The sequence below is a fragment of the Pseudomonas sp. F01002 genome (genome assembly GCF_004402115.1).
Lineage (GTDB): Bacteria > Pseudomonadota > Gammaproteobacteria > Pseudomonadales > Pseudomonadaceae > Aquipseudomonas > Aquipseudomonas frigoris.
This window is the reverse complement of the sequence record NZ_SOPU01000018.1, coordinates 581,154-597,351: the sequence shown is the minus strand read 5'-3', so window position 1 is coordinate 597,351 and position 16,198 is coordinate 581,154. Positions and strand designations below refer to the sequence as shown.

Here is a 16,198-nt window from a genome sequence, read left to right as displayed (position 1 = left end):
GTCCGTCGTAGATCACTTGTGGGAGCGAGCTTGCTCGCGATGACTCACTCAAGAACCACATCAAACTGACTGAACAGTTCAGGCGTCGCCCTTGATGTCCTGATAGCGCTTTTCCAGCTCCTGACGAATCTGCCGACGTTGCTGGGCCTGCATGAAGCGGCGTTTGTCTTCGCTGTTCTGCGGTTGCAGTGGCGGGACAGCAGCCGGTTTGCGGTCGTCATCCACTGCGACCATGGTGAAGAAGCAGCTGTTGGTGTGGCGCACCGAGCGCTCGCGGATGTTTTCGGTCACCACCTTGATGCCCACCTCCATGGAGGTGTTGCCGGTGTAATTGACCGAGGCCAGAAAGGTCACCAGTTCGCCGACATGAATCGGCTCGCGGAAAATCACCTGGTCCACCGACAGGGTCACCACGTAGCGGCCGGCATAACGGCTGGCGCACGCGTAGGCCACTTCGTCGAGGTATTTGAGCAAGGTACCGCCGTGGACATTGCCAGAGAAGTTGGCCATGTCGGGGGTCATCAATACCGTCATCGACAGTTGTGCGTTTCCGGGTTCCATAGCGTTCTCACGGTTCAAGGCAGAATTTCGGGAGGGCGGCACCTCTGCGGGTGCCTCGTCAGCTTTTTCAAACCAACAGTTATCGGGACGCCGGGCGGGTGGCTGCCGTCACGCCCGAATCGATCTGTTTCCATATATTGCACCGCCTTTCTGCCGGAAGTCGCGGTGTTACCCTTCAAAAGCCCCCTCTCAGGGGTAATTCCCACGCGGAAAGTGGACTTTTTACCTTGTTCGAACAGACCTTTCCCACATCTGTCGATTGAGCAATGTCACCCAAGGAGCCCACGCCATGCACGCCATCAGCTTCATTCAAGATCTGGCAGTGATCATGTTGATCGCGGGTGTGGTGACCGTGCTGTTTCATCGCTTCAAACAACCTGTGGTACTCGGCTACATCGTCGCCGGCTTCATCATCGGCCCGCACACCCCGCCGTTCAGCCTGATTCACGATGAAGAAACCATCAAGACCCTCGCCGAACTCGGGGTGATTTTCCTGATGTTCTGCCTGGGCCTGGAGTTCAGCCTGCGCAAGCTGTTCAAGGTCGGTGCCACGGCGTTCATCGCGGCGTTTATGGAAATCGTGCTGATGATCTGGATCGGCTACGAGATCGGTCGCTGGTTCGACTGGAACACCATGGACTCGCTGTTCCTCGGCGCGATCCTGGCGATTTCCTCGACCACGATCATCGTTAAGGCGCTCAACGATCTGAAGATGAAGAACGAGCGCTTCGCGCAGCTGATTTTCGGCGTGCTGATCGTTGAAGACATCCTTGGCATCGGCATCATCGCCTTGCTGTCGAGCATCGCGGTCAGCGGCACGGTCAGTTCCGGCGAAGTGTTTTCCACGGTCGGCAAGCTCTCGCTGTTCATGATTGTCGCACTGGTCATCGGCATCCTGTTGGTGCCGCGATTGCTGGCTTACGTGGCGAAGTTCGAAAGCAATGAAATGCTGCTGATCACGGTGTTAGGCCTGTGTTTCGGCTTCTGTTTGCTGGTGGTCAAACTTGAGTACAGCATGGTGCTCGGTGCCTTCCTGATTGGCGCGATCATGGCTGAATCCCGGCAATTGCTGAAAATCGAGCGCTTGATCGAACCGGTTCGCGACCTGTTCAGTGCGATCTTCTTTGTCGCCATCGGGCTGATGCTCGATCCGATGATCCTGCTGCAATATGCATGGCCGATTGCGGTGATCACCGTGGCCGTGGTGCTGGGCAAAATGTTCTCTTGCGGCCTTGGCGCCTTTATCGCTGGCAATGATGGACGCACCTCACTTCGCGTCGGGATGGGGCTTTCGCAGATTGGCGAATTTTCTTTCATCATCGCGGCGCTGGGCATGACGTTGCAGGTCACCAGCAACTTCCTTTACCCGGTCGCTGTAGCCGTCTCGGTGATCACCACGTTGCTGACGCCCTACCTGATCCGCGCGGCTGATCCGCTGTCGGTCAAGCTTGCCGCGGTGATGCCGAAGCGACTGGGCAGGGTATTGGGGATGTACGGCGAATGGCTGCGCAGCATCCAGCCTCAGGGCGAGGGCGCGCTGTTGGCGTCGATGATTCGGCGGATTCTGTTGCAGGTGGGCGTCAATCTGGCGCTGGTGATTGCGATCTTCTTCTCGGGTGCTTTTTTCGCTGAGCGCATGTCCGCTTACCTGCAAGACTGGATCAGCGACCCGAGCTGGCAGAAAGCGTTGATTTGGGGCGGGGCGTTGCTGTTGTCGCTACCGTTCCTGATCGCCGCCTATCGCAAGCTCAAGGCGCTCTCGATGCTGTTAGCGGAGATGGGCGTGAAGCCGGGGATGGCCGGCCGCCACACGCAGCGAGTGCGTCGGGTGATCGCCGAAGTGATCCCGCTCCTCTCGCTGCTGGTGATTTTTCTGCTGCTGGCAGCCTTGTCGGCCAGTATTCTGCCGACCAACAAGTTGCTGGTGCTGATCGTCGTCGTCGCGGCCGCTATAGCGGCGCTGCTCTGGCGCTGGTTCATCCGCGTGCACACGCGGATGCAGGTGGCGTTGCTCGAAACACTGGACAACCACAAGGACTCCTCAAGCCACTGAGACCTCTGTAGCAGCTGCCGAAGGCTGCGTTCGACTCGGGCCGCGTTCGGACGCAGCAGTCGTAAACCCGGATGACTCGGTTTTCCTGAAACACCTCGTTGCCTGATATTGCGGCCGCTTCGCAGCCGAACGCAGGCTGCGCCAGCTGCTACAAAGTTGAGGCGTCTCAGCTTTCCAGCCAGACGTCCCGCGCCCAGTGCCACACCGATTCCCAGGTTTCCTCGGCGATCAGCTCTTCTTCGGCCAACCACAGCACCACGGTGCCGTCTTCTTCGACCAGGTAGTAGTTGTCACCGTCCTGGCAGATCGGAATCATGCTGCGATCAACACCCGCATCCCAGGCGTTGGCGGCAACGTCCGGCAGGTAGGTGTGGGATTGCGGGTCGGTAACGGTTACCGGCTCCAGGCTGCCGTAGACGACGTCGCTGACGGTCAGCAAAAACTCTCTGAAGACAAATGGAATGTCGATGAACAGCTGTTCTTCGATTTCCACCAATTGATCTTCGTCGGGCAACTCCAAGGGGACCGGTACCGGTTCGTTGGCTTCACGCAGTTGTTCGATGATTTCTTCCACGTCCGGGATCCTCTTGCTTGATGGCGCGGTTTAGTTGGGGCGGTTTATACAGTAGCTCGCTATAGATGCAACCGCGAAATAGAAAACCCCAGCCAAGGCTGGGGTTTTCATTACAGCATGCTAGGTTCTGTCTGGAACGTGCCTGCGCGTCGATCATACTGCGTTAAAAACAGGCTCGGATGCTCATTGACTAAAGTCAACTCCGCGTCCTCGCCTGTTTTTGCCTTGTCTGATCTTAGCTCGGCACCTTCCAGACAGAACCGGGAAGTATCAGCCGTTCTGGCGGATACCGGCGACCAGCCAAGGCTGGTTCTCGCCCTGCGGACGTTCCATGTTCCAGCTTTCGCTGAACACTTCGCCCTGGTCGAAACGAGAGGTCTTCGACACACCGGTGAAGGTCAGGGTGGCGATGGTCTTGTCGGCACGATCATCCACGCCGTCCAGTTGAACATTGAGGTTATCAATGTAGGTGGACTGGAAACCGTCGCCCAGATCGGCACGTTCGCGCTTGAGGAACTCCAGCAGTTGCGGGGTCACGAACTCGGCGATCTTGTCCATTTCGTTGGCGTCCCAGTGTTGCTGCAGGGACTGGAAGTGGTTGCGGGCTGCTTCAATGAAGTTCTTTTCATTGAACCAGGCCGGAGCGTTGATCACCGGACGAGCGGCAACCGGTGCTGCCGAACCGCCGAAGATCGAACCGCCAGCAGGCTTCTGCTCGAACACTTCACGCTGCATCGGTGCGCCAGCTGGAGCCATGTGCTCCTGCTGCTTGCGACGACGAGCGGCGATGAAACGGAAGATCAGAAAGGCGATGACCGCCATGATCAGGATGTCGAAGATCTGCATGCCCTGGAAGCCGCCGCCCATGAACATGGAGGCCAACAGGCCACCGGCAGCGATACCGGCCAGAGGGCCGAGCCAGCGCGAAGCACCACCGGCCTTGGCAGCAGCGCCCGCGGCACCGGCCGCACCGGCAGTGGCAGCAGCACCGCCTACGCCAGGAGAAGAAGGAGCCATTTGGCTGGTCTGGTGAGTCGGCGCAGCGCCGGAGCTCTTACCGCCACCAAAGCGCTTGGCGTTGGCGTCGAGGCTCATCGTCAGGCCGATGCACAACGCCATGGCGATGCTAAGAAAACGTTTCATAAAGGGAATTCCCATTTGTGGATGGCACGCGCGCCATGTTGCACAGCTGAAGTGTTACTGGCTAGCGGCAGAGTGTTTCGGGCTTTTGCCTGACAGGTTGCGTTCAGCTTCAGTCAGCGCAATAAGGCCTGTTAACTTTGGTCCGTAGGATCGGTGGATAAGTTCTGTAGGAAGGGGCCTAGCGGCGCAGCGCCAGCATGACCACACCGGCTGTAATCAGGCCGATTCCACCCCATTGGCGCAGGTCGAGTTTTTCGCCCAGCAGGATCACGCCGAGCACCGCCACCAGTACCACGCTGAGCTTGTCCACCGGAGCGACCAGTGAGGCCGGCCCCAGTTTCAGTGCGCGGAAGTAGCAGATCCACGAGGCACCGGTGGCAAGTCCCGACAGCAGCAGGAACAGGTAGCTCCTGGCAGAGATCGATCCTAATGACTGATATTGGCCCGTGGCGTACAAAATCAAGGCCAGGCTGACCAAAACCACCACGGTACGCAGTAGGGTGGCGAAGTCGGAGTTGACGTTTTCGATACCGATTTTCGCGAAAATGGCGGTCATGGCGGCAAAGGCTGCCGACAACAGGGCCCAGAATGTCCAGGAAGAAAAGAAGCCTGAGCCCATGTTGTCGCGCCTTATAAGATCAACCTGCTGAGGTCCGGATCGACACAAAAACCTGTGGGAGCGAGCTTGCTCGTGATGAACGATAACGCGGTGTTTCAGACGCACCGCAGCGATCCCAATCGCGAGCAAGCTCGCTCCCACAGAAAAGCTATTAGATAGCCCTAAATCGCTTCCAGCTTCGCGTAACCCAGCATCAGCCACTTGCTGCCTTCGCTGAAGTTCACTTGCACCCGAGCCTGAGCCCCGGCACCTTCGAAGTTCAGGATCACACCGTCGCCAAACACCGAATGCCGTACGGCCTGGCCGAGGCTGAACCCGGTATCCGGGATCTCGCTACCGCCAAACAGGCTGCTGGAGCTCTGCTGCTGGCCACCGCCGAACGGGCGGCTGACACTGTTGGACAGCCGCACTTCCTGGATCAGGCCTTTCGGTACTTCACGTACGAAACGCGACACCTTGTTGTAGGTCTCGCTGCCGTATAGGCGTCGAGTTTCAGCATAGGTCATCACCAGGTTCTGCATCGCCCGAGTGATACCGACGTAGGCCAAACGGCGCTCCTCTTCAAGACGACCCGGTTCTTCGAGGCTCATCTTGTGCGGGAACAGACCTTCTTCCATGCCCACCAGGAACACATAAGGGAATTCCAGACCCTTGGCGCTGTGCAAAGTCATCAACTGAATGCTGTCTTCGTGCTCGTCGGCCTGAGTATCCCCGGCCTCCAGCGACGCGTGACCGAGGAACGCCGCCAATGGCGTCAGGTCTTCATCTTCTTCAGCGTTTTCGAAGTTACGCGCGGCGCTGACCAGTTCCTCAAGGTTTTCTACCCGGGCCTGGCCTTTCTCACCTTTTTCCGCTTCGTGATAGGCGATCAGCCCGGACTGCTCGATGACGGTCTGGGTCATCAGATGCAGTGGCATTTCCATGCACTTGGCGGCGAGGTTCTCGATCAGCTCAATAAATGCGCCCAGCGCGCCGGCGGCACGACCGGTCAGGCCTTTATTAGCCACCAGCAGGCGCATGGCTTCCCACATCGACACATCGCTGTGACGGGCATGGTCGCGGATTGCTTCGACGGTTTTCTCACCGATACCACGGGCCGGGACGTTGATCACCCGCTCCAGCGCTGCATCGTTGCCGCGGCCTTCGAGCAAGCGCAGGTAGGCCATGGCGTTTTTGATTTCTGCCCGTTCGAAGAAGCGCTGACCGCCATAGATGCGGTACGGAATGCGCTCGCGCAGCAAGGCTTCCTCCAAAACGCGCGATTGGGCGTTGGAGCGGTACAAAATCGCAATATCACTGCGGGCCAAGCCGGTTTTTAGCGCGCTTTCAATGGTTTCCACCACGTAGCGTGCTTCATCGTGTTCGTTGAACGCGGCGTACAGATTGATCGCTTCGCCTTCGCCGCCGTCGGTCCACAGCTCTTTGCCCATGCGTCCCGTGTTGTTGGCGATCAGGGCGTTGGCTGCCTTGAGGATGCCGGCGGTGGAGCGGTAGTTCTGCTCCAGACGAATGGTCTCGGCATCCGGAAAGTCGTCGGAATACTGATAAATGTTCTCGATTTTCGCGCCGCGCCAGCCGTAGATCGACTGATCGTCGTCGCCGACCACCATCAGGCTGTCGCCGCCCTTGGCCAGCAGTCGCAACCAGGCGTACTGCACGGCGTTGGTGTCCTGGAACTCGTCCACCAAAATGTGCCGGAAGCGCTTCTGATAGTGTGCCAGCAGGCCCGGATGATCGCGCCACAGATCGAGGGCGCGCAGCAGCAATTCGGAGAAGTCGATCACGCCAGCGCGCAGGCACGCAGCCTCATAGGCTTCATAAATGCTGCGCATGGTCGCCAGGAACAGATCGCCGCTGGCTTGAATGTGTTGCGGACGCAGACCTTCGTCTTTTTGCCCGTTGATGAACCATTGGGCCTGACGGGCCGGCCAGCGTTGCTCGTCCAGGCCCAGCTCGCGGATCACCCGCTTGACCAGTCGTTGCTGGTCGTCGCTGTCGAGAATCTGGAAAGTCTGGCTCAGGCCGGCTTCCTGCCAGTGCGCCCGCAACAAACGGTGCGCCAGGCCGTGGAAGGTGCCGACCCACATGCCGGCCGGGTTGATACCCATCAACTGCTCGATGCGATGGCGCATCTCGGCAGCGGCCTTATTGGTGAAGGTCACCGACAGGATGGAGTGGGGCGAGGCGTTTTCGACCTGGATCAACCAGGCGATACGGTGCACCAGCACTCGGGTTTTACCGGAACCAGCACCGGCCAGGACCAACTGACGACCCACGCGGGCAGCTACGGCCTGGCGTTGGGCATCGTTGAGGGAGTTCAGCAGAAGGGAGAGATCATCGCGCATCGGGGCATTCTAGGGTGCGCCGTCACACCGGGCAAACCGAGCTTTGCATTAGCCGATGAAAGAAGCACGGATGACGACCGGTCGGTCACTGGCTGCAGGCGTTGGCGGGGCTCGCTCCGAGGCTTTTCAGCGGGTATGGGGGGCTGCAGTTTTTGTCGATTTTATGATCTGGAGCAGTTTGGTCCGGGCATTTGCTTGTGTATGCTCCGTCGACGTTTCGGGCTCATGCTCACCATTATAAGAACAAGAACATTGCCTATGACCCTCAGCACCGACCTGTCGGGCCCCGTTGTGGAGCCTCGGGTTATTCGCAAACAGTACGCCATGGAAATGGCGGTCGAACGCACGCGTCTGCTTTATCAGGGCTCGTTGCTGCCCACGTTATTCATGTTGATCAACGGTCTGGTCTGCGCTGGCTTGCTTTGGAGTCCGCAGCGTTACTTCCTGGTCAGCGTCTGGCTGGTGTGGCTGTTGTCGCTGGTGGCGTTGCGGGTGATTCAAGTCGCGGCCTTCGATTCGGCGATACCCAATCGTCAGGCCCATCCGATCTGGCGCCGCATGTTTTTGCTGGGTTCGGCCATGACCGGCCTGACCCTGGCTGGCGCCGGCATTGCCCTGGTACCCGCCGATAACTTCATTCAACAAGCCTGGGTGTTCGGCCTGATCGGCGCCGCAGCTCTTTCGGCCAGTGTTGCCTACGCGGTCAGCCTGCCGGGGTTCCTGTCCTTTACCTTGCCCTGTTTGTTGCCGGCCATCGGTTATCTGTTCTGGGGCGGCGATGAACAAGATCAGGGCTGGGGCTGGTTCGGCCTGATTTTACTGGGCGCGTTGAGTGTGGTCGCCTGGCAGGTCAATCGGCTCATCGATAGCGGACTGTTGCGGCGCTTTCAGAATCAGGCACTGATCGAACACTTGCAGCAGGCTCAAAGCTGCAGCGACCAGCTCAATCAAAAGCTGGCCAAGGAAATCGACCAGCGCCGTCGTGCCGAAGACGAGCTGCGGCAAATTCAGATCGAGCTGGAAAGCCGAGTTGCCCAGCGCAGCCTAGAGCTGGACGCTGCCAATCAGGCCCTGAGCAAGAGTGAAGCGCGTCTGGCGCTGGCGTTGAAGGCCAGTGAGCTCGGCTTGTGGGACTGGAACCTGCAAACCGACGAAGTCCATCACACCCACGTTCAGGAGCTGTTCGGCCTGGAGCCGGAATTCGTGACGGCGATGCTCCGCCACCTCAAGCCGCGCCTGCACCCCGATGACTTGCCATCGCTCAAGCGCGCGCTGGTCGAGCATTTGAAGGGCCGCAGCGAGGATTACCAAATCGAGTACCGCGTGCGCCACGGCGATGGCCATTGGGTCTGGATCGAGGACCGAGGACGAGCCGTTGAGCGCGGCGAAAATGGCCGAGTGATCCGCATGGTCGGCACCCGTCGCGACATCAGCGTCAGCAAAGGTCTGGAAGAACAGCGGCAATTGGCCGCGACGGTGTTCGAGGCCGCCAGCGAAGGCATTGTGATTTTCGATCCGAATTACGCGCTGATCGCGGTCAATCAGGCCTTCAGTCGAGTCACCGGCTACGACATTGAAGACATGATCGGACGCAACGTGGTCGAGTTGCCATGCAGCCGCGATGCCCGCCGGCACTACGCGGCGATTCATCAGGCGCTGGAGCAGCACGGCAGTTGGCAGGGTGAGCTGGTAGAAACCCGCAAGAATGGCGAGTTGTATCCGCAATGGTTGCAACTGAACGCTGTGCGCGATTCTCGGGGAAATGTGAGCCATATTGTAGGCTTCTTCGCCGATCTATCGGCTCGGCGTGAATCTGAAGAGCGCATGCGTTACCTGACGCATTACGACGAATTGACGGGCCTGGCTAACCGTTCTCTGTTCCGCGAACGGCTAAGCGAGGCCCATCAGCGGGTTCGTCAGGGCGCCTATCGCAGTCTGGCGTTGCTGCACATCAATCTGGATCGTTTCAAGCTGCTCAATGACAGCCTTGGCCATGAAATCGCCGACCAGCTCTTGCAGAAGATGGCCCGGCGGCTGGTCAATGCGTTGCCTGAAGCAGACACCATCGCTCGCTTATCCGGCGATGAGTTTGCCGTGTTGTTCAATGCCTACGGCAACCTGTCGAGCCTGGCGCGGGTGGCGACCCGACTGTCGACCAAGCTGCGCTTGCCGATCACTGTCGAGGGCCATGAACTGGTGGTTAGCGCATCCATGGGCATCAGTATGTTGCCGGACAATGCGCGAGAAATTTCCGCGCTGGTCCATCAGTCAAATATGGCCATGCAGCACGCCAAGCACTTGGGCGGAAATAACTTCCAGTTCTACACCGATAGCCTGCAAGCCAGCACGCTGGAGCGCTTGCAGCTGGAAAATCAGCTGCGAAAAGCCATCGAAGAGAAGCAGCTGAAGGTGTTTTACCAACCGAAGCTGTGCCTCGCCACGGGTCGGTTGAATGCCGCCGAGGCGCTGGTGCGCTGGGATCACCCGACCATGGGCCGTGTGCCGCCGGGGGACTTTATCGGCTTGGCCGAGGAAACAGGGTTGATCGGCCCGATCGGCGAGTTCGTGTTGCGTCAGGCCTGCTGGCAAGCCTGTGAGTGGCAGCGTCAGGGGCTTGAACCAATACGGGTGTCGGTCAATCTGTCGGTGCATCAATTGCGTCAGGGCAAACTGGTCAGCCTGGTGCGTCAGGTGCTGGAAGAAACCGGTCTGGCGCCGCACTACCTCGAGCTGGAACTCACCGAAAGTCAGTTGCTGGACAGCGTCGAGCACATCATCGCGACCTTCCAGCAATTGCGCGATCTGGGCGTGAAACTGGCGATCGATGATTTCGGCACGGGTTATTCATCCCTGAGCTACCTCAAGCGCATCCCCGTGGATTACGTGAAGATCGATCAGGCGTTTATCCGCGGGCTGGGGGAGGGCAGCGAGGATGCGGCGATCACCCGGGCAATCATTGCCATGGCGCACGGCCTGTCGCTCAAAGTGGTGGCTGAGGGTGTGGAGCGGGCAGAGCAGTTGGAGTTTTTGAAAGTCGAGCACTGCGATGAAGTGCAGGGTTATTTGATTAGCCGCCCGGTCGAGGCCGATGGCCTGGCGGCGCTGTTGCGTGCGGACGCGAAACCCTTGTAGGGGCTACATGGAGCGCATGTGGCGTGAAATGGGGACATCGAGTTACGCATTGAGCAGGCAAAAAGCCGATTCATGTAGTATAACTACAAGCGTGCTACATCCCCGGCACCTGCCAATAACAAAGAGTCCAGCCCTTTGAATCTGCTGCAACACATCGCCCAGTCACGCCACCTCTTACGCAAGTCGGAGCTCAAGGTCGCCGACCACGTGCTGCTTGATCCTGCGGCGGTGATGCACAGCTCCATGGCCGACCTGGCCCACAACGTAGGCATCAGCGAACCGACCATCGTGCGGTTCTGTCGCGCCATCGGTTGCTCCGGTTTCCAGGACTTGAAGCTGAAGCTGGCACAGAGCCTGGCTGCCGGCGCGAGCTTCGGGCAGTTTGCGATTCATGAAGACGACTCGGTCGCTGACTACAGCCTGAAAATCTTCGACACCACCCTGCACACGCTGATGGAGGTTCGCGAGAAGCTTGATCCGGTGGAGTTGCAGCGTGCTGTGTCGCTCATGTCGCAGGCCCAGCGGGTCGAGTTCTATGGCTTTGGCGCTTCGGGTGCAGTGGCGGCCGATGCCCAGCACAAGTTCTTCCGTTTGTTGCTGACGGCGGCGGCGTATTCCGACCCGCACATGCAGGCGATGTCCGCGGTCACGCTGAAACCGACCGACGTGGCGATCTGTATTTCCCAGTCCGGGCGTTCCAAGGACCTGTTGATCACCGCCAATCTGGTGCGCGAAAGCGGCGCTTCGCTGATTACCTTGTGCCCGAGCCAGACACCTCTGGCCGAACTGTCGACCGTCAACCTGGCGATCGATGTGCACGAAGACACTGAGATCTATACGCCGCTGACCTCGCGCATCGCCCACCTGGTGGTGATCGATGTGTTGGCGATGGGCGTGGCCATGGCGCGCGGGCCGAGCCTGGTCAATCACCTCAAGAGCGTCAAGCGCAGCCTGCGTAGCTTGCGGTTGTCGCCTAAATCGGTAAAAGCGCTGGACGATTAAAGTCAAAAGATCGCAGCCTTCGGCAACTCCTACATGGGAATGTGTACATCTGTAGGAGCTGCCGAAGGCTGCGATCTTTGCTTTTTGGGTTCACATCACTCGGCAAGGTTCATCTCCCTGTAACCCGTCCGCCGCCAAACCGTCATCCCTCGCGCCTATCTTGAAACTCCCGTAATCGCCTTGGGAGACTCGAAATGGCCCAGCCCTACGAAGAACGCAACAGCGCCGCCAGAACCCGTCGTCAGCAGGAAGACCAGCGCCGCATGGAATTTCGCCGCGCTATCGAAGATCGCTGCGAACGTCGCCAACTGCTGGCCGAGATCGGTGATTTCCCTGAGCTGGAGCTCAACTACTGGCAGGCGGCACCGGCAACTTCGCGTCGAAACGCTCAACCAGCGCGCTGATCTGCACCCGCTCGCTGCGAATAAACGCAAGGAACGCGTGCGCCACCGGTGACAGCCGTTTCGCTTTGGCCTGCACCAGGCACCAACTGCGGTACAACGGCAGCTCTTCGACCGGCAGCTCTATGAGAGCGCCGGTCGCCAACTCAAGGTTCAGGGCGTGGCGCGTCAATAGCGCCAGGCCCAGACCCGCCCGTACGCATTCACGCTGGGCTTCGGCCGACGCCACCTCCTGGGTTTGCGTAAAGTGCACGCGCTTCTCCTTGAAATACTCCTCGCAAGCCAGTCGCGTGCCGGAACCCGGCTCACGCAACAGCAGCGTATAGGGCTCCAGATCCTGCAAGCGCAGAGGTCCCATATGGGACAGCGGATGATCCGGCGGCGCCACGGCCACAATTGGATTGTTGAGAAACGGCAGAAACTCCAACCCCATGTCTTGCGGCACCATCGACATGATCACCAAATCATCGCGGTTGTCCGACAGGCGTCGAATCACTTGTCCGCGGTTAACCACCGTCAGGTGCAGGTTTACTTCAGGATGCTGGCGCTTGAACGCTGCAAACAGGTGCGGCACGAAATACTTGGCGCTGGATTCCACCGCCAGTTTCAGCTGCCCTTGTAGTGAGCCCTGCATGTCAGAAAGCTGCATGTCGAGGTTTTCCAGGCGCCCGAAAATGTCGCGGCTGGCGCGTTGAAGAGCTTCGGCGGCCTCGGTCATGTAGAGCTTTTTGCCGACGTAATCGAACAAAGGCTGACCAATCAGCTCTTCAAGTTGACGAATCTGTAGGCTCACGGCAGGTTGTGTGAGAGACATTTCATCGGCTGCGCGGCTGTAGGACCGCAAATCACAGACCTCATTGAAGATCTGTAATTGACGCAATGTCATACGCATCAGGGACTTACGCATTTTATGGGCGCTCTCACCGCAGGCTGATGCGTCAACTATAAGTCTTTACTTATGGCTGACCCAATAATTAATCATTTTTGTTAATCCCTTGTGGGGGCTAGTGTGGGGCTGCGACTGAATTGAAACATTTGGTCACGCGTCGACCTGGTCTAACAGGTCGTGGGTACCACCGGCTCAAGGGAACCTCCAAGTGATAAAAAAGATCCTGATCGCCAACCGTGGTGAGATTGCCGTACGAATCGTACGTGCCTGCGCCGAGATGGGCATTCGCTCGGTCGCGATCTATTCCGACGCCGACCGCCATGCGTTGCATGTGAAGCGCGCGGACGAGGCCCACAGCATCGGTGCCGAGCCACTGGCCGGTTACCTGAATGCGCGCAAGCTGGTGAATCTGGCGGTAGAAACCGGTTGCGATGCGCTGCACCCCGGCTACGGTTTCCTCTCGGAAAATGCTGAACTGGCAGATATCTGCGCAGAGCGCGGCATCAAGTTCATCGGTCCATCGGCTGAAGTGATTCGCCGCATGGGCGACAAGACCGAAGCCCGTCGCAGCATGATCAAGGCTGGCGTACCCGTCACCCCGGGGACCGAAGGCAACGTCGCGGATATTGCGGAAGCCTTGATCGAAGGCGACCGCATCGGTTATCCGGTGATGCTCAAGGCGACTTCCGGTGGTGGTGGCCGTGGTATCCGTCGCTGCGACAGCCGGGAAGAACTTGAACAAGCATTCCCTCGTGTCATTTCCGAAGCCACCAAGGCCTTCGGTTCGGCGGAAGTGTTCCTGGAAAAATGCATCGTCAATCCGAAACACATCGAAGCGCAGATCCTCGGCGACAGTTTTGGCAATGTGGTGCACCTGTTCGAGCGTGACTGCTCGATCCAGCGTCGCAACCAGAAGCTCATCGAGATCGCCCCAAGCCCGCAACTGACCCCGGAACAGCGCGCCTACATCGGCGATCTGTCGGTGCGCGCAGCCAAAGCCGTGGGTTACGAGAACGCCGGCACCGTGGAGTTCCTGCTCGCCGAGGGCGAGGTGTACTTCATGGAGATGAACACCCGGGTGCAGGTGGAACACACCATCACCGAAGAAATCACCGGCATCGACATCGTTCGTGAGCAGATCCGCATTGCCTCCGGTCTGCCGCTTTCGGTGAAACAGGAAGACATCCAGCACCGCGGTTTCGCGCTGCAATTCCGGATCAACGCCGAAGACCCGAAAAACAATTTCCTGCCGAGCTTTGGCAAGATCACCCGTTATTACGCGCCCGGCGGTCCCGGCGTGCGTACCGACACGGCGATCTACACCGGCTACACCATTCCGCCGTTCTACGACTCCATGTGCCTGAAACTGGTGGTCTGGGCGCTGACCTGGGAAGAGGCGATGGACCGTGGCTTGCGCGCCCTCGACGACATGCGTCTGCAAGGGGTCAAGACCACCGCCGCGTACTACCAGGAAATCCTGCGTAACCCGGAATTCCGTAGCGGCCAGTTCAACACCAGCTTCGTTGAAAGCCACCCTGAACTGACCAACTACTCGATCAAGCGCAAACCCGAAGAGCTGGCCCTGGCCATCGCCGCCGCCATCGCCGCCCACGCAGGCCTGTGAGGAATATTCCAATGACTAAGAAAATCCACGTTACCGACACAATCCTGCGCGACGCCCACCAATCGCTGCTCGCGACTCGCATGCGCACCGAAGACATGCTGCCGATCTGCGACAAGCTCGACAAAGTCGGCTACTGGTCGCTGGAATGCTGGGGCGGCGCGACCTTCGACGCCTGCGTACGTTTCCTCAAAGAAGACCCGTGGGAGCGCCTGCGCCAACTGCGCGCGGCGCTGCCTAACACTCGCCTGCAAATGCTTCTGCGTGGTCAGAACCTGCTGGGCTACCGCCACTACAGCGACGATGTGGTCAAAGCCTTCGTCGCCAAGGCCGCGGTCAACGGCATCGACGTGTTCCGCATCTTCGACGCGATGAACGACGTGCGTAACCTGCGAGTCGCCATCGAAGCGGTGAAAGCTGCTGGCAAACACGCTCAAGGCACCATCGCTTACACCACCAGCCCGGTGCACACCATCGAGGCGTTCGTGGCGCAAGCCAAGCAGATGGAAGCCATGGGTTGCGACTCGGTGGCGATCAAGGACATGGCCGGCCTGCTGACGCCGTACGCCACTGGCGAGTTGGTCAAAGCGTTGAAATCCGAGCAATCGCTGCCCGTGTTCATTCACTCGCACGATACCGCTGGCATGGCAACGATGTGCCAACTGAAGGCCATCGAGAACGGCGCCGATCACATCGACACCGCGATCTCCAGCTTTGCCTCCGGCACCAGCCATCCGGGCACCGAATCGATGGTCGCCGCCCTTAAAGGCAGCGAGTTCGACACCGGCCTGAACCTGGAACTGCTGCAAGAGATTGGCTTGTACTTCTACGCCGTGCGCAAGAAGTACCACCAGTTCGAAAGCGAGTTCACCGCCGTCGATACCCGCGTTCAAGTCAACCAGGTCCCGGGCGGGATGATTTCCAACCTGGCCAACCAGTTGAAAGAGCAGGGCGCTCTGAACCGCATGGCCGAAGTGCTGGCCGAAATCCCGCGCGTTCGTGAAGACCTCGGCTTCCCTCCGCTGGTGACCCCGACCTCGCAGATCGTTGGCACCCAGGCGTTCTTCAACGTGCTGGCCGGAGAGCGCTACAAGACCATCACCAACGAAGTGAAGCTTTACCTGCAAGGCGGCTATGGCAAAGCGCCGGGCACCGTGAACGAAAAACTGCGTCGCCAGGCCATTGGCAGCGAAGAAGTGATCGACGTGCGTCCGGCCGACCTGCTCAAGCCGGAGATGACCAAACTGCGTGCCGAAATCGGCACCGTGGCCAAGTCTGAAGAAGACGTGCTGACCTACGCCATGTTCCCGGACATCGGTCGCAAGTTCCTCAAAGAACGCGCTGCCGGCACCCTGACTCCAGAAGTGCTGCTACCGATTCCTGAAGCCGGCGGCGTGACCTCGGCTGGTGGCGAAGGCGTGCCGACCGAGTTCGTCATCGACGTTCACGGCGAAACCTACCGCGTCGACATCACCGGTGTCGGCGTCAAGGCCGAAGGCAAGCGTCACTTCTACCTGTCTATCGACGGCATGCCGGAAGAAGTGGTGTTCGAGCCGCTCAACGAATTCGTCAGCGGCGGCAGCAGCAAGCGCAAGCAAGCCACTGCACCGGGCCACGTCAGCACCACCATGCCGGGCAACATCGTCGACGTACTGGTCAAGGAAGGCGATACCGTGAAAGCCGGCCAGGCCGTGCTGATCACCGAAGCGATGAAGATGGAAACCGAAGTCCAGGCGGCCATCGCCGGCAAAGTCACCGCCATCCACGTGGTCAAGGGCGACCGGGTGAACCCGGGCGAAATCCTGATCGAGATCGAAGGCTGAGTTAACAGCCTCGATATACCGCTTTAAACCTCGGG

General features: G+C 59.2%; 12 protein-coding genes. 6 read left to right on the top strand and 6 right to left on the bottom strand.

Going from position 1 to position 16,198, the window contains the following annotated elements:
• Nucleotides 1-78 precede the first annotated feature (78 nt).
• Nucleotides 79-561, bottom strand: coding sequence for an acyl-CoA thioesterase (locus E3W21_RS16620; protein ID WP_074872148.1), 483 nt, complete (start codon nt 559-561; stop codon nt 79-81).
• Between the two features lie 289 nt (nt 562-850).
• Here E3W21_RS16620 and E3W21_RS16615 point away from each other — a divergent pair, with 289 nt between their 5' ends.
• A complete protein-coding gene (locus E3W21_RS16615; RefSeq protein ID WP_134421024.1) occupies nt 851-2,614 on the top strand; it encodes a cation:proton antiporter in 1,764 nt (587 codons plus the stop codon).
• A gap of 166 nt (nt 2,615-2,780) precedes the next feature.
• Here E3W21_RS16615 and E3W21_RS16610 read toward each other — a convergent pair whose 3' ends face one another.
• The 4 genes from E3W21_RS16610 to uvrD form a co-directional block, all read right to left on the bottom strand.
• Complete coding sequence (locus tag E3W21_RS16610) at nt 2,781-3,188, bottom strand: SMI1/KNR4 family protein (protein WP_008156656.1); 408 nt, start codon at nt 3,186-3,188, stop codon at nt 2,781-2,783.
• 270 nt (nt 3,189-3,458) lie between these two features.
• Nucleotides 3,459-4,331 carry a Tim44 domain-containing protein gene (locus E3W21_RS16605; protein ID WP_134421022.1) on the bottom strand — a complete coding sequence of 291 codons (873 nt, stop codon included), beginning with the start codon at nt 4,329-4,331 and terminating at the stop codon, nt 3,459-3,461.
• A gap of 178 nt (nt 4,332-4,509) precedes the next feature.
• Entirely contained in the window at nt 4,510-4,950 is a 441-nt protein-coding gene (locus tag E3W21_RS16600; protein ID WP_046053914.1) for an EamA family transporter, read from the bottom strand.
• A gap of 161 nt (nt 4,951-5,111) precedes the next feature.
• Entirely contained in the window at nt 5,112-7,295 is a 2,184-nt protein-coding gene (gene uvrD, locus E3W21_RS16595) for a DNA helicase II (RefSeq protein ID WP_056738578.1), read from the bottom strand.
• 258 nt (nt 7,296-7,553) lie between these two features.
• Between uvrD and E3W21_RS16590 the strand changes: the two genes are divergently transcribed.
• From E3W21_RS16590 to E3W21_RS16580, 3 genes are all read left to right on the top strand, one after another.
• Entirely contained in the window at nt 7,554-10,427 is a 2,874-nt protein-coding gene (locus E3W21_RS16590; RefSeq protein WP_134421020.1) for an EAL domain-containing protein, read from the top strand.
• 135 nt (nt 10,428-10,562) lie between these two features.
• Complete coding sequence (gene hexR / locus E3W21_RS16585) at nt 10,563-11,429, top strand: transcriptional regulator HexR (protein WP_008156648.1); 867 nt, start codon at nt 10,563-10,565, stop codon at nt 11,427-11,429.
• Between the two features lie 194 nt (nt 11,430-11,623).
• Nucleotides 11,624-11,833, top strand: coding sequence for a PA3496 family putative envelope integrity protein (locus E3W21_RS16580; protein ID WP_046044971.1), 210 nt, complete (start codon nt 11,624-11,626; stop codon nt 11,831-11,833).
• Here E3W21_RS16580 and E3W21_RS16575 read toward each other — a convergent pair.
• A complete protein-coding gene (locus tag E3W21_RS16575; RefSeq protein WP_046053911.1) occupies nt 11,775-12,737 on the bottom strand; it encodes a LysR family transcriptional regulator in 963 nt (320 codons plus the stop codon). The genes E3W21_RS16580 and E3W21_RS16575 overlap by 59 nt on opposite strands.
• 190 nt (nt 12,738-12,927) lie before the next feature.
• On the opposite strand from E3W21_RS16575, the gene E3W21_RS16570 reads away from it, so the two are divergent.
• Complete coding sequence (locus E3W21_RS16570) at nt 12,928-14,343, top strand: acetyl-CoA carboxylase biotin carboxylase subunit (protein WP_008156643.1); 1,416 nt, start codon at nt 12,928-12,930, stop codon at nt 14,341-14,343.
• A gap of 11 nt (nt 14,344-14,354) precedes the next feature.
• Nucleotides 14,355-16,163, top strand: coding sequence for a sodium-extruding oxaloacetate decarboxylase subunit alpha (gene oadA, locus E3W21_RS16565; protein ID WP_134421018.1), 1,809 nt, complete (start codon nt 14,355-14,357; stop codon nt 16,161-16,163).
• Nucleotides 16,164-16,198: the final 35 nt, after the last annotated feature.

Coding starts and splice junctions, on each gene's coding strand:
- E3W21_RS16620 (WP_074872148.1), bottom strand. CDS start 561: ATGGAACCCGGAAACGCACAACTGTCGATGACGGTATTGATGACCCCC.
- E3W21_RS16615 (WP_134421024.1), top strand. CDS start 851: ATGCACGCCATCAGCTTCATTCAAGATCTGGCAGTGATCATGTTGATC.
- E3W21_RS16605 (WP_134421022.1), bottom strand. CDS start 4,331: ATGAAACGTTTTCTTAGCATCGCCATGGCGTTGTGCATCGGCCTGACG.
- E3W21_RS16600 (WP_046053914.1), bottom strand. CDS start 4,950: ATGGGCTCAGGCTTCTTTTCTTCCTGGACATTCTGGGCCCTGTTGTCG.
- uvrD (WP_056738578.1), bottom strand. CDS start 7,295: ATGCGCGATGATCTCTCCCTTCTGCTGAACTCCCTCAACGATGCCCAA.
- E3W21_RS16590 (WP_134421020.1), top strand. CDS start 7,554: ATGACCCTCAGCACCGACCTGTCGGGCCCCGTTGTGGAGCCTCGGGTT.
- E3W21_RS16580 (WP_046044971.1), top strand. CDS start 11,624: ATGGCCCAGCCCTACGAAGAACGCAACAGCGCCGCCAGAACCCGTCGT.
- E3W21_RS16575 (WP_046053911.1), bottom strand. CDS start 12,737: ATGCGTAAGTCCCTGATGCGTATGACATTGCGTCAATTACAGATCTTC.
- oadA (WP_134421018.1), top strand. CDS start 14,355: ATGACTAAGAAAATCCACGTTACCGACACAATCCTGCGCGACGCCCAC.